The 15,313-nt window shown below is 45.9% G+C and carries 9 protein-coding genes; all 9 read left to right on the forward strand.

What is annotated here, in order from left to right:
- The first annotated feature begins 7 nt into the window (after positions 1-7).
- The 9 genes from B7360_RS18135 (at position 8) to tldD (ending at position 15,309) form a co-directional block, all read left to right on the forward strand.
- Entirely contained in the window at positions 8-4,318 is a 4,311-nt protein-coding gene (locus tag B7360_RS18135; RefSeq protein WP_085344283.1) for a DUF6701 domain-containing protein, read from the forward strand.
- Between the two features lie 151 nt (positions 4,319-4,469).
- Complete coding sequence (locus tag B7360_RS18140; protein WP_005381144.1) at positions 4,470-5,513, forward strand: rod shape-determining protein; 1,044 nt, start codon at positions 4,470-4,472, stop codon at positions 5,511-5,513.
- Positions 5,514-5,663: 150 nt separating this feature from the next.
- Positions 5,664-6,563, forward strand: coding sequence for a rod shape-determining protein MreC (mreC, locus tag B7360_RS18145; RefSeq protein WP_005396268.1), 900 nt, complete (start codon positions 5,664-5,666; stop codon positions 6,561-6,563).
- Positions 6,553-7,041, forward strand: coding sequence for a rod shape-determining protein MreD (gene mreD, locus B7360_RS18150; RefSeq protein WP_012841380.1), 489 nt, complete (start codon positions 6,553-6,555; stop codon positions 7,039-7,041). Before mreC ends, mreD begins: the two co-directional genes overlap by 11 nt.
- A gap of 4 nt (positions 7,042-7,045) precedes the next feature.
- Positions 7,046-7,615 carry a nucleoside triphosphate pyrophosphatase gene (locus B7360_RS18155; protein WP_005396266.1) on the forward strand — a complete coding sequence of 190 codons (570 nt, stop codon included), beginning with the start codon at positions 7,046-7,048 and terminating at the stop codon, positions 7,613-7,615.
- Between the two features lie 18 nt (positions 7,616-7,633).
- Positions 7,634-9,103: a ribonuclease G gene (gene rng, locus B7360_RS18160; protein WP_005381138.1), complete on the forward strand. Its 1,470-nt coding sequence runs from the start codon at positions 7,634-7,636 to the stop codon at positions 9,101-9,103.
- Between the two features lie 12 nt (positions 9,104-9,115).
- On the forward strand, positions 9,116-12,997 hold the full coding sequence (locus B7360_RS18165) for a YhdP family protein (protein ID WP_085344284.1): 3,882 nt from the start codon (positions 9,116-9,118) through the stop codon (positions 12,995-12,997).
- A 33-nt stretch (positions 12,998-13,030) separates the two neighbouring features.
- Positions 13,031-13,852 (forward strand): carbon-nitrogen hydrolase family protein, encoded by an 822-nt coding sequence (locus B7360_RS18170; RefSeq protein WP_085344285.1) that lies wholly within the window; start codon positions 13,031-13,033, stop codon positions 13,850-13,852.
- An 11-nt stretch (positions 13,853-13,863) separates the two neighbouring features.
- Positions 13,864-15,309, forward strand: coding sequence for a metalloprotease TldD (tldD, locus tag B7360_RS18175; protein WP_085344286.1), 1,446 nt, complete (start codon positions 13,864-13,866; stop codon positions 15,307-15,309).
- The last annotated feature ends 4 nt before the right edge of the window (positions 15,310-15,313 follow it).

Here is a 15,313-nt window from a genome sequence, read left to right on the forward strand (position 1 = left end):
TGAAATAATGAAAAAAATAATATTAATCATAATTACACTGCTTGCTTGCCTGCTTAATGCTGCTGCACAAGCTGCTACTTGTGACGTGTGGGGAAATAAAGACTTTACTGTAACCTTTAATGTGGTTGGCCCAGCATCAAATAGCTATGTGTATCTCGATCATAGTGGTTCACATCCTCGAGAAGTACTTTGGTATAATGGCTACGAATATGGCAATGCAAACTACTACTTTGATGAGCCTAATTTACTAGCAGGCCAACCCTATAATATTCGTCTTGAGCATCAAGTTAGCCATAATTCTGGAACGTTAAAATATTACCGCAAGTTTGCCGGAGACAGTGAATGGCAACTCATTGACGTTAAGAATGATGTAGATTTAAAAAATGGTAAGTTGACTTTGTATGATCAGGGAAGCCCGAGTCAAGTTGATTGTAGCGGTAGTACTCCCGATCCAGTAGAGCCTGAAGTGCCAGATGATGTATGTCAGTACTTCCCTCAGCCAATTCAAGGGATGAAAGGTTACACTGAGAACACGCTTAATGTACCAAATAAAAGTGCGCGTGCGCTCGGGTGGTCTGAAGAGTACAAGAGCTACTATACAGTCACAAATAAAGAAGATTTATTTTACTACTCTCCGAATGCTCAACAGCCGAATAAACCTCAGTATATTTTGGCGGGTTTTGATAAAGCGAACGTAGATGATGCTCGAGATAGATTGTATCGTTCCCCTATTTGTGGAAGTGATACGGGGTGTGATGTCGGTAATAATGATGCGCATCTAGAGGCGAGAAAAGCGTCTGAACCTACAGGTGTTCCTACCGACTTTGGTGACCGTTCATTATCGTTAGAGGCTCATAATATCGGCTATAAGTGTGACAATACTAACTTGTGTAGTGCAACACGCTACGATGTAAACGGTAAGAGTGGAATCGAGATTAAAATCGAAAAGAATCTTGATAGCTTATGGATAAGTCAAAACAACTCACTTTTTGAGCAAGTAAAGGTGATTTTACCCGACGGTACCAACATTCGTAATTTTAAAGCAGAAGCGGGGCCGAGCGATGACTTGAGAATTGTTATTCCTCAAAATTCGACAGTAACTTTTGGTAGTTGGGAGCACGTTGGTCACACAAAGTACTCTTTTTATAACAACTCAAGGATTAATGTGAGTGGTAGCTCGGTTGTTTTCTCGAACCCTATTGATGTGACAACAAGCTACTATGCAACGATTTATGCACCAAATGCTACGGTTAACTTCCAAACCAGATCTGAAAAATTTTATGGGTTTATTCTAGCTGATACTGTTAATTTCAATAACCCGATAACAGTTTATGGCTCCATTACTGCACGTCATCTTACGATGAAAAAGAAAGTTGTGATTCAGAAGCCTGATTACTCTTGTCCGGTTGAGCCCCCAGCACAACAATGTAATTTACTTCCAATGGAAGACTTCAATGCCAATGATATCAGCAACTGGTCTGTTATTGGCTTTGAGCAAAGCATCAAACCTACGCCATCTGGTGGTCGATTCGTTTTAAACTCGTCTCAAAAAAATCAAGCAACAGCATCGGCATACAACTATCTATTCCCTTCGAAAGATAACTACCTTGAAGTGGAGTTTGACCACTATGCGCACTCCGGCTCTGGGGCTGATGGTGTGGCATTGGTTTTATCTGATGCTAATGTGCCGCCACAAACTGGGGCATTTGGTGGTCCACTTGGCTATGGTGTGAAACCTAACATACAAGGCTTTGCTGGCGGTTGGCTTGGGTTTGGTATCGATGAATACGGCAACTACTCAAGAGAAGGTAGCTTTGAGGATAGTCATTACCGACCAGGATTTAAGCCAAATACAGTCGCAATTCGTGGTTCTGGGATTAAGAACGGGTCTGGGCAATGGATGGGAGGTTATCGCTATATCAAAGGTAACCACAATGTTGGTGACTTAGATAGACGCCGCGATCCAAATCATAGATACAAAGTTATCATTGATTCTAAACAACAAGGTAAAGTCTACATTACGATTCAGCGTAAGATAGGTAGTGCGAACTCTTGGACAACATTGATCTCCAAATTTGATGTTATGAGAGGTTTTGGACAAACCACGCCTCCAGAAAATTTCCGCGTGTCGATTACCGCCTCGACTGGTGACATTACCAATGTACACGAAATGGATAACTTCCAAGTTTGTGCCGATAAATATCAGAAAATAACGGAAGGCATTCACCACTTCGAATTTGATTACGCTGGTACTGGCAGTATTTGTCAGGCGTCCGAGGTAACACTACGAGCATGTATGGATACTTCTTGTTCGAAAACGTACCCATCTTCAGTATTGAGCTCGAACCCTGGAGCAACGGTTGACCCTGTGACGGTGTCCTTATTGCCGCAATCGGATTCTCTTGTCGCATGGGAAGGGGGAGATCGTGTTACGTTCTCTGACTCTGTTTCGTTGAAGCTACAAGCGTTCCAATCAGGCTCAGCAAAACTTGGAATTGCAAGTAGCTCGGTTCCACAGTTTGGTTTTGACGGAGCGAAGTGTCGTATTGCTGGTGGCCCGCTATCTGAGCAAAACTGTAATATCGTATTTAACTCTGCGGCGTTGGGTGTAACGGTTCCAGATAAGGTCGCTGGTAAGCCATTCTTCAATACCAAAGGACAGGCACAATATAGCAATCAAAGTTCGCCTTATTTGGAGTTTTGTAGCTCACCAAGCCAACAAGGCGGTGACGGCGAAAATCGAGATGTTCAGTTATCCATTGAAAGAATCGAACCGACAAGCAATGCAGTATCAGTTCCCGCTTATGTCTCTTTCAAAAAGAGAGATGGTTCTTTCAGTAACGAGGTTACCGTTGGGACAAATACTGTTGAGGTTGCTGATGTCTACTTTAATAAGCAAGGTAAAGCTTACTTCAACTTAAAGTATCCAGAGGCAGGAAAAGTCGCGCTGAAGGCGAAAATAAAAGATGAAAAGGATTCGTTAGGACAGAATAGCTTTGTGAGTTTTCCTGCATATCTCAAATTGACGGTTGATGGTGGTCTGTGTGGTTCAGGCTCTTGTAGCCAGAAACTTGTTGCTGCTGGAGAAGAGTTCACGATGAAAGTGACGGCTTATCAATTTGGTGATGACAAGAAGCCAGCACAAAACTATCAACAATCAGGTTTAACGATTAGTCATAAAGTATCTTACCCGCAGTTTGATAGTGCGATTCCTGGCACTTTAGGGACGACCACATATGATCATATCAATCTAACTAATGGTACGGGGTCAGTGACGCAAACTGTGTCCGAAGTTGGTGCTTTTGATTTTACGATTACACCACCTGAAACGTATCTCGGCAGTAAAGCTTTCACCATTACGCCAGCAGAGGAAAATATTGGTCGTTTCTACCCTAAGTATTTCCGAGTTGATGAAGCGAAAGGAAATCAATGGGCTTACCCACATAAAGAAAACTTTGCTTATATGGGACAAGGCTTTGGCGTCGAGGAGTTTTATGTTGAGGCATTAAATGCGGATAAAGGCGCTTTAACAAACTACGCCTTCTTCTCTGGTGGCTTACAAGCAAAGTTTGGTTTGAAAGATACTAGCTCTTATCAGCCTCGCTTTATTTTGAACAAAACCTATACGGGGACTTGGGTGAATAATGGTGCTGCTTATGTCACTTCAAGAAGTCTAGGTAAGTTTACTGGTTCAATGACGGATGGGTTAGAGCTATTAAAGGGTTCTGGCTCAAGTTACCCAGATGGTCCGCTCAACTTTAACGAGAACGCGAAAGACACGGCGATATCAATCAAATCTGCGGATGATAATAAGGATCCAGTATCTATCGATGGTAGTGAGGGAGTGTTGCCTACTCAGCCCGACATCCGCTTTGGTCGTGTTGATCTAGATGATGTTGGTGGTAACCAAGGCACGACATTACATGTGCCACTCCGAGTTGAATACTGGAATGGTAGCCGCTTTATTGCTAACCCTGATGACAGCCAAACTAAAGTGTTTGGAGAAATTGAAGATGACTCTCAGGTGCACATTTGGCCGAAAGATAATAGTGCAAAAGATGTAATTCTAGGCGACGGTGGGACCGTTTCCTCAGGTTCTTCTCGTTCTGTAACTGCAACGCAAGCTGAATCGTATCGTCAGCAAACGCGCGTTTGGTTAGATCTTGATGATTCAAAAAATGGCTTACCTTGGCTCAAGTACAACTGGGATAATAAGAAAGCTGGTGAAGAAAACCCATCTTCCGTCGTCACCTTCGGTATTCACCGTGGTAATGACCGTGTGATTTACCGTGGTGAGCCTGGGTTAACCGGACAGTAACAACTTAGGTTTTTGCCCTTAAGTTAGGAAACTGCAAGAAATTGAGGCTTTCTGCTCATGTTTGTGTACCAATACCTTGCTGTGACAGCGAGGCATTGGTACATTTAGAGCAATTTTTGTCTTCTATATTTTTGCAGGATGAGCGAAGAGTATGTTTAAGAAACTTCGTGGCATGTTTTCTAACGATCTATCTATCGATTTAGGTACAGCCAACACTCTAATTTACGTAAAAGGGCAAGGTATTGTCCTTGATGAACCTTCTGTAGTTGCTATTCGTCAAGATCGTGTAGGTTCTGCAAAAAGCGTTGCTGCAGTCGGTCACGCAGCAAAACAGATGCTTGGTCGTACACCTGGCAACATTTCCGCTATCCGCCCAATGAAAGACGGCGTAATCGCTGATTTCTACGTAACCGAAAAAATGCTTCAGCACTTTATCAAACAAGTGCACGATAACAGCATCCTAAAGCCAAGCCCACGTGTTCTTGTTTGTGTTCCTTGTGGCTCTACCCAAGTTGAGCGCCGCGCAATTCGTGAATCAGCACTTGGTGCTGGCGCGCGTGAAGTTTACCTAATCGACGAGCCAATGGCGGCAGCAATTGGTGCAGGCCTGCGCGTATCTGAGCCGACAGGTTCAATGGTGGTTGATATCGGTGGTGGTACAACTGAAGTTGCTGTTATCTCTCTAAACGGTGTGGTTTACTCATCGTCTGTACGTATCGGTGGTGACCGCTTTGATGAAGCGGTAATTAACTACGTACGTCGTAACTACGGCAGCTTGATTGGTGAAGCCACGGCTGAAAAGATCAAACACGAAATCGGTTCTGCTTACCCTGGCGATGAAGTTCAAGAGATTGAAGTTCGCGGTCGCAACCTTGCAGAGGGTGTGCCACGCAGCTTTAGCCTGAACTCAAACGAGATCCTAGAAGCGCTTCAAGAGCCGCTATCTGGCATCGTCTCAGCAGTCATGGTTGCACTAGAGCAGTGTCCACCAGAGCTTGCTTCAGACATTTCTGAAAACGGCATGGTTCTGACTGGTGGTGGCGCGCTACTGAAAGATCTCGATCGTCTATTGATGGAAGAAACCGGTATCCCTGTGGTTATCGCGGAAGATCCACTAACGTGTGTTGCGCGTGGTGGTGGTAAAGCACTAGAAATGATCGACATGCACGGTGGCGATCTGTTCTCTGAAGAATAAAGGTTTAGGTGAAGCTCATGTCGGGCTTCACCTTCATTTCTGCTCTCTCTGTAATTCAAACATGCTCCATACCTAAAAGTATTTATTTAAGTATTTTTAGGTTGCCAAGTAAGGCTCAATAATCATGGAAGCAATCAGGTCAAAAACAAGATGAAACCGATTTTTGGCAGAGGTCCGTCTCTGCAATTACGTCTGTTTTTTGCTGTCATCGTGTCGGCGAGCTTAATGCTGGCTGATAGTCGTCTAGATACGTTTTCCAACGTCCGATACTTATTGAACAGTATGGTTGCCCCCATTCAATACGCAGCCAATTTGCCTCGCAGCATGTTCGATGGCGTATTTGAACGTTTTAATACTCGTCAGGCATTAGTTGAAGGCAATCGCAACTTAAAGCGAGAAGTGCTACGCCTGAAAAGCGAGCTGATCTTGCTCGATCAATATAAAGAAGAAAACCAACGTCTACGCAAATTGTTAGGTTCTTCATTTGTCCGGGATGAAAAGAAAGTCGTAACAGAAGTGATGGCGGTTGATACCTCACCTTATCGTCATCAAGTGGTGATTGATAAAGGACAAATAGACGGTGTGTACGTCGGACAGCCAGTGATCAACGAAAAAGGCATTGTTGGTCAGGTCACGTTTGTCGCAGCGCACAACGCACGTGTTCTGTTGCTAACGGATGCGAAAAATGCGATTCCTGTCCAGGTGATCCGTAACGATATTCGAGTGATCGCGTCGGGCAATGGTGAAATGGATGAAATCCAACTGGAGCACATTCCAACCAGTACTGATATTCAGGTTGGCGATCTATTGGTGACATCCGGCCTAGGTGGGATTTACCCAGAAGGGTACCCAGTCGCGACGGTTACCAATGTGGATCACGATACGCGCCAAGAGTTTGCGTCAATCAAGGCTGAGCCAGTTGTAGAGTTTGATCGTTTACGTTACCTACTGCTGATTTGGCCGAATGAAGATCGTCAACACAAAGTGCTGCGATCCAATGTGGATGAAGGGCTAGAGCAAGAAGAACAAGAGGTAACTGATGGCCAATAATGTAGTGAGCAGCCGAATGGTGATTGGTGTCAGTTTCTTCGTTGCGCTGGTATTGCAAACCATTCCGTGGCCAGGTGTGTTGGATGTTTTACGTCCATCATGGTTGTTTCTTGTCACTTGTTATTGGGTGTTGGCACTGCCGCACCGAGTGAACGTTGGAACCGCGCTAGTGCTGGGCTTATTATGGGATATCTTGATCGGTTCAACGCTTGGAATTCGCGGCATGATGATGTCGATTGTCATCTATCTGGTGGCGTTGAATTTCCTGTTGATTCGTAACATGGCATTGTGGCAACAGTCGATTTTAATTGCCTTTTTTACTGCGTTATTGGAAGTTTTGATATTCTGTGGGGAATATTTGAACCAGGACGTAGTATTTAATCCATTATCTCTGTGGACGGCGGCAATAAACTGTATACTTTGGCCATGGATGTTTTTATTAATGCGACGAGTTCGTCGTGCATGGCACGTAAGGTAAAGCGGTGAAGAAAAGCTTATCTCTCGTTCTCGCTTCGGGTTCTCCGAGAAGAAAAGAGCTGCTTGCTCAACTAGGTTATGACTTTGAGATCGTATTGCCTGATATTGAGGAAACCAAACAGGCTCATGAGCAGGCACGAGAGTACGTGCTGCGTCTTTCTTTGGAAAAAGCTCAGGCAGGCTTAGCATTAGCTAAGCCTGATTCCGTTGTATTGGGCTCTGACACGGTCGTAGTATGCGATGACCGTGTGTTAGAAAAACCAAAAAGTTTTGAAGATTCAAAGCGTATGCTTACTGACTTATCCGGTCGTCGTCATCAAGTGATGACTGCGGTGAGCGTCGTATCATCGGAACAACAACATTCAGTGGTCGTCACCACTGACGTGTGGTTCAAACAACTGACTCACGAAGAAATCGAACAATATTGGCAGTCAGGAGAGCCATGCGATAAAGCTGGAAGTTATGGTATTCAGGGACTCGGAGGGCGATTTGTCACCCGAATCGAAGGCAGTTATCACGCTGTAGTAGGCTTACCTTTGTTCGAAACCGATCAGCTAATTCAAGAATTTTTATAATTGTTTTGAGGTGTGCACATGAGTGCAGAATTGCTGCTTAACGTGACCCCGAGTGAAACTCGTGTGGCCATGATTGAAGGTGGAGTACTACAAGAAATACATATCGAGCGCGAATCGCGTCGTGGCATTGTGGGCAATATATACAAAGGCAAAGTCAGCCGAGTACTGCCAGGTATGCAAGCGGCTTTCGTCGATATCGGTTTAGATAAAGCGGCGTTTTTACATGCGTCAGATATTGTCCCGCATACCGAATGTGTGGCAGAGAACGAAAAACAGCAGTTTCAAGTCCGTGATATCTCTGAGCTGGTACGTCAGGGGCAAGACATTGTTGTACAAGTGGTCAAAGATCCGCTCGGTACGAAAGGCGCGCGTTTAACGACGGATATCACCTTACCTTCGCGTTATCTTGTTTTTATGCCGGGGGCCAGTCATGTCGGTGTTTCGCAGCGTATTGAGAGTGAGAAAGAGCGCGAGCGTCTGAAAAAAGTGGTGAATCATTACTGTGATGAGCACGGTGGTTTTATCATTCGTACCGCAGCGGAAGGCGCAGATGAAAAAGAGCTTTCTCAAGACGCGGCATTTCTTAAGCGCTTGTGGCTAAAAGTCATGGAGCGTCGTTCAAAATACAAAACACGTTCAACGCTTTACGGTGAACTTGGTTTAGCCCAGCGCATTCTACGTGATTTTGTCGGCACAGAGCTAGATAAAATCATGGTCGACTCCCGCCTCGAATATGAAAACCTGAAAGAATTCACTTCTGAGTATGTACCTGAGTTAACAGACAAGCTTGAGCTTTACGAAGGTGACAAGCCAATCTTTGACATGTACGACACCGAGAATGAAATTCAGCGTTCTTTAGAGCGCAAGGTTGAGCTAAAGTCGGGGGGCTACTTGATCATCGATCAAACTGAAGCCATGACCACCATCGATATCAACACTGGTGCATTTGTTGGTCGTCGTAATCTTGAAGAGACCATCTTTAATACCAACATTGAGGCAACGCAAGCTATTGCTCGTCAGCTGCGTTTGCGCAATCTCGGCGGCATCATCATTATCGACTTTATCGATATGGCGTCTGAAGAGCACCGTCAGCGAGTGCTTACCTCATTGGAAACCGCACTGGCTAAAGACCGAGTAAAAACCAACATCAACGGCTTTACTCAGCTCGGCTTAGTCGAGATGACGCGTAAGCGCACACGAGAAAGTATTGAACATATCTTGTGTTCTGGCTGTCCTACTTGTGAAGGCCGTGGTAGCGTGAAAACGGTTGAAACCGTGTGCTTTGAGATATTACGCGAGATTACTCGTGTAAACCGTGCTTACGACGCCGATAATTTTGTTGTGTACGCATCGCCGTTTGTTGCTGAAGCGCTGTTGGGTGATGAGTCTCATGCATTGGCTGAGCTCGAAGTATTTATTGGCAAGCAAGTGCGAGTTCAGGCTGAGCCCCTGTACATTCAGGAACAGTTTGACGTCGTAATGATGTAATTTGGAACATTTGTGAATTCTGGTGTTAACCGTTTTGGGCGTTTTTGTGCGTGGAGTTTAGTTACTGTACTGGTGTTATTGGCCATATTAGTAACCACACTGCGCGTCACATTGCCACAACTTAACCACTTCCAAGATGAGATCAAAACCTGGGTCAAGCAGGACACAGGTTTTGACTTTTCTATCGCCAACGTCGCAGGGACGTGGCGCAATAATCACCCCTCCATCGCGCTACTCGGTTTAGAAGCGAACCTGCCGAATATTCAGGATGCACGCTTTGCCGTTGAAGAAATCCAAATTGAATTCGATCTCATTCAATCTCTTTTGCAACTCAAACCGGTGGTCGCAGACCTCACCATTCATAACCTCGCTCTGGATATTCACACCGTAGACATTCTGCCGACCTCTAGTCGTCAAGAGCAGGAGCCGAGTGTGGATAAGAGCGAAGTGAAGCTCATCGACCAACTCGACTCACTTCTTTTACGTCAGTTTGAAGACTTTACTATTACCGACTCACGGATTTGGTATAAATCGGTATCTGGTGAGACTCGCCGTTTAGATATCGAGCAGCTCCGTTGGAGCAACCAAGGCAAGCATCACTTAGCCGAAGGCACCGTGAACATTGCCGATGTTCGTCTGAATTCATTGTTAGTGAGCGCTAACTTTAAAGACCATGGTTCGCTGCGTGATGTGTCTGGTGAGTTTTACGTAAGTGCCCAAGATGTCTCAGTGACGCCTTGGTTAACCACTTACATGCAAGAAGAGTCGGGTGCTGAGTCGGGTAAGGTCAGCTTAAACACTTGGCTGACGCTGAAACACAGCCAACCGAATGATGCGTATGTTGAACTATTACCTTCTGAGCTGGTGTGGAATGAAAACGGTCGTCATGAGCTGTTTATCGAGTCAGGTATTTTCAACCTTCGACCAGATAAACAAGGTTGGAAAGTAAATGGTCACTCACTTCGGATCCGAACCGACAACACCCCTTGGCCGGAATTAGACGCAGCGTTTGATTGGCAACCGAATGGTTGGACGCTCAACCTTTCTCAACTCGATATCGAAGCACTTATTCCGCTCATCAAATTGGCTCCAGAGTCAGAATCGACCAGTGACCTTATCAACAAATTGGCACCGAAAGGCCGAGTTGAAGATGTTCGCTTGTCCATGAACGGTGGTTTAGACACGTTACGCTACTCCGCGGAACTGGATGAACTTGCGATGACGCAATGGGAACTGCTACCAGGATTCCATCATGTACAGGGCAGTGTATCTGGTGATTTAGATCAGGCAAAAGCGAAAGTAACCGTCATTGATGATGTATTTCCGTACGGTGATGTATTTCAAGCTCCGCTGAATATCAAACAAGGTGAAGTCGATATTATCTGGCAACAAGATGTGAGTGGCTGGCGCTTGTGGTCTGATAAAGTGACGGCAGCGACACCGGATCTTCAAGTACTAGGAGCATTCCGTCTTGATTTTCCAAAAGAACAAAGCCCATTTTTATCGTTTTATGCTGAAGCAGATCTCTATAACGCAGGTGAAACATGGCGTTACCTGCCGACTCTGGCACTTGGACAAGACTTAACGGATTACCTATCGACTGCGATTCAAGGCGGTAAAGTGAATACGGCTAAGCTGCTGTGGTATGGCGAGTTAGGGGATTTTCCTTACAAAGATCATAATGGCATGTTTCAGGCGTGGGTCGGTTTAAAAGACGCGAAATTTAGCTTTGATACGGCGTGGCCAACCATCACTGATCTGCAGCTGGACTTGCTGTTTGAAAATGATGCCATGTATTTGGATTCAAAGTCCGCTACGCTAAATGGTGTCCATGCCAAGCGTATTACTGGGCGAATCCCTGAGTTGGCGGAAGGTGGACGCATTGAGATTGAAGCTAAAGCGAGCGCGCCGGGCAATGAAGTTCGTGACTACATGATGGCGACGCCATTGGTGGACTCGGTCGGGGCAGCGTTGACGGCGCTGCAAGTGAGTGGTCCGGTTTACTCTGAGTTCCAGCTCAACATTCCGTTTGATTTTGAAAAAGAGTCCCATGCTTGGGGTTATGCCGATTTAACTGAAAACCGTGTCGATATTGAAGCGCCGCCAATGACGCTGGAGAAAGCCACAGGGCGTATCCACTTCGATAATGATGTGGTCACCACATCGGGTTTGTCTGCAGAGTTGCTTACCCAGCCTATCTCCCTCGATTTTCGTGGTGAGAGTGCGGAACAGGGCTACAATGTGACGATTAATACATTAGGGGATTGGGACGTTGAGCCTCTCAAACCTTATGTTGGTGAGCGTTGGTTAAAGCTTGTTTCTGGACATGCGCCGTGGCAAATGGACATTGACTTACAACTTAATGATGTAGGCTTCACCTATCAACTTGATGTGTTGGCGCAGCTAAATCGTTTAGCGAGTCAATATCCCTATCCGCTAGCGAAACAAGTTGGCGAGTCCGGGCAAGCAAAACTACAGGCATCCGGCAACCAAGAAAGTATTTCAGCAAGACTACAGATACCAAATGCTAAGTATCAAACCGAGATAGATATAACTGGCGATGTACCTGTTCTGACGGCGACTCATTTAATGGTCGGCAAAGGTGGTTTCAGGATCAGCCCTATTGTCGGACACGATGCATCAGTGCGTGTCGGTGAGCTTAATTTAGACCAGTGGGCAGAGCTGGTTCAGGGCTCAGAAAGCAAGCCGTCATCGTCTGTTTTGGCAAGCATGAAGACGCCGAGTATTCCATTGCCTACACGGATTGATGTTGAAACGCCTAACTTGCAGCTTGGTGGGATTGAGTTTCATGATGTGGACTTCTCCGCAAGCAAAAAGAATTTGAGCTGGCAACTCGATGTGGACAGTCAAGAGGTTAAAGGTAAGGCTAACTATCTGAAGCCGTATGACTTATCGGTCTCTTTGGAGCACTTGCACCTGTATATTCCAGGGTTTGAAGAGATGACCAAAGAGCGCAGCTCGCTCTTTGCCAGTGAAGACCAAAACGCGCCTTTGATTACCAATTTTGACCGCCAGTTTCACGCTGAGATGCCAAACTTAACTTTGAACATCGATGATTTTTGGTTGCAAGGTTACAAAGTGGGGAAGGTGAATGTTGATTTGCAGCGTCGCGAGAACAGTTTGGAGTGGAAAAATATCACCTTTAGCAGCGGCAAAAACCGCATTGATATGAGCGGTTGGTGGGATCTGACAAAAGAGAATAGCCATTCCAACTTAACCATGAAAATGAAAGGTGATAACAACACTGATCTTATGGAGCGCTTTGGTATCACATCGGGTATTCAGCAGGCACCATTTGAGATCAATGCCAATATGGAGTGGGACGGCGCGCCTTGGTCGATGAAGACACAAACCTTGCAAGGGAATGTCTCAACGGAATTTGGTAAAGGCGTGATCAGTGAAGTCAGTGGTGCGGCACGCTTGTTAGGTTTGTTCAGCTTGGATTCTATCATCCGTAAGATGCAGCTCGACTTTACCGACGCATTCGACAAAGGCATGGCGTTTAACTCGATCACAGGCACGGGCAAAATCCAAGATGGCGTATTTATCACCAACGATATCGTGATGGATGCGTTAGCAGGGGAAATGCAGATCCGCGGCATCGCCAATATGAACAGCAGAATGGTCGATGCGGAAGTGAAGTTCACCCCAGACATCACATCAGGCCTACCAATGCTGACCGCGTTTGCAGTAGCGCCACAAACCGCGTTGTATGTTTTAGCCATCTCAACAGTGATTTCTCCGGTGGTTGAGGTCTTCACTCAAGTCAATTATGAAGTGAAAGGTCCACTAGATTCACCAACGGTGAAAGAAATTTCGCGAAGTAAAGGTGAATACAAACTGCCAGAAAAGCTGCGTGAACAGGCCAAATAACTCACCGACTAAAATGGAATAAGGAGGAAACACATGGAACGTGTTGGCATTATTCAAATGACATCGGGTCCAGATATCACTGCGAATCTGGACTTTATTGAAAAACAGTGTGCTTTGGCGAGTAAGCAAGGTGCCAAGCTTGTCCTTACCCCTGAAAATACGGTGCTGTTTGCCAACCGCGAAGCGTACCATCAACATGCAGAGCCACTTGGGAGTGGCGTGATTCAACAGCGGCTCTCTGAAATCGCAAGAAAGAACCAGTTAACACTGATTGTCGGAAGCATGCCCATTCAAACCGCAAAAGGTGTCACGACCACAACGCTTGTATTGCCGCCGCACGGTAAATGCATTGCTCACTATGACAAACTGCATATGTTTGATGTCGACGTAGCCGATGGTTATGGTAGTTATCGTGAGTCGGATACGTTTATGGCGGGTAATCAAATTGTAGTGGCGGAAACCGATATCGGCAGCGTTGGATTGAGCATTTGTTACGATCTTCGTTTTCCTGAGCTTTATAAAGTATTACGCCAAGAAGGCGCGGATATCATTGTGGTGCCTGCTGCGTTTACCGCTGTGACGGGGCAAGCTCACTGGGAAGTATTATTGCGAGCTAGAGCGATTGAGACACAATGTTGGATTTTGGCGAGCGGACAAACTGGAACGCATCCATGTGGACGAAAAACATGGGGACACTCAATGGTCGTTGACCCTTGGGGACGTATTCATAAACAGCTTCAGGATGAAGTAGGCTTATTGGTGACAGAGATAGATTTGTCACAGAGCCAACAAGTAAGGCAGAATATGCCGCTGACTCAACACAGTCGCTTTCAAAATGAATTGAGACGGAAATAAAAGAGCTAACTATGAGCACAAACCAAATAGAACAGGCACTCCTTGCCCCAAATGGTCTGACAGAACAAGACATTGCTGACACGCTTGCCAGCATTGCGACGCGCCAGATCGATTATGCGGACATTTACTTTCAGTCCAGCTGGCATGAGTCTCTGGTTCTAGAAGACAGCATCATCAAAGATGGCTCTTTTAACATTGATTGTGGTGTTGGTGTCCGCGCCGTAACTGGCGAAAAAACAGGCTTTGCCTACTCTGATCAAATCCAGCCTGAAGGCCTGAAGCAGAGTGCAATGGCGGCGCGCGGTATTGCTCAGCAAGGGCAAAATGGCAAAGTTCATGCGTTTAAACGTACGGAGAACCAAGCGTACTACGCGGCTGTGAATCCACTAGCTGGGTGGGAAAAGCAGCAAAAAACAGAATTGCTCAAATCTCTAGATGCTTATATCCGCACTAAAGAACCATTGATTAAAGAAGTCTCGATCAGCATCAGCGGTGTGCATGAGCAGATGCTTGTTGCGGCAACAGACGGTACTTATGCAGGCGATATTCGTCCTTTGGTACGTTTGTCTATTAGCGTGCTCGCTCAAAAAGGTGAACGACGTGAACGAGGTAGCGCTGGTGGCGGTGGCCGTTTTGGTTACGATTTCTTTTTAACGGAAAGCAATGGTGTGAAACAAGCTTTCCATTATGCAGACGAAGCGATTCGCATGGCGTTGGTTAACCTTGAAGCAGAAGCCGCGCCAGCAGGCATGATGCCAGTGGTATTGGGCTCAGGTTGGCCAGGCGTATTGCTACATGAGGCGGTAGGTCATGGCTTAGAAGGTGACTTTAACCGTAAGGAATCTTCGGTTTTCTCTGGCAAAATGGGTCAACAAGTGACGTCTTCACTGTGTACCATTGTTGATGACGGTACATTAAAAGACCTTCGTGGTTCACTGAATGTGGATGATGAAGGGGTGAATGGCCAGTACAACACGCTTATCGAAAATGGTGTGCTGAAAGGTTACATGCAAGACAAGCTAAACGCGCGGTTAATGGGTGTGAACCCAACAGGTAACGGTCGTCGTGAGTCGTATGCACATTTGCCGATGCCGCGTATGACCAACACCTACATGCTTCCAGGTGAACATACGCCAGAAGAAATCATCTCGACGGTAGAAAAAGGGTTGTATGCGCCAAACTTTGGTGGCGGTCAGGTGGACATTACTTCGGGTAAGTTTGTGTTCTCCGCATCGGAAGCGTACTTGATTGAAAATGGCAAAATTACGCGCCCTGTTAAAGGTGCGACGTTGATTGGCTCTGGTATTGAAGCTATGCAGCAAGTATCAATGGTCGGCAACGACCTAAGTATCGACAAGGGCGTTGGCGTATGTGGTAAAGCAGGTCAAAGTGTGCCAGTTGGTGTTGGTCAGCCGACCTTGAAATTAGACTCACTGACGGTGGGTGGTACTGAGTAACTCA

The organism is Vibrio sp. ArtGut-C1, from assembly GCF_002105475.1.
Taxonomy (GTDB): Bacteria; Pseudomonadota; Gammaproteobacteria; order Enterobacterales; family Vibrionaceae; genus Vibrio; species Vibrio diabolicus.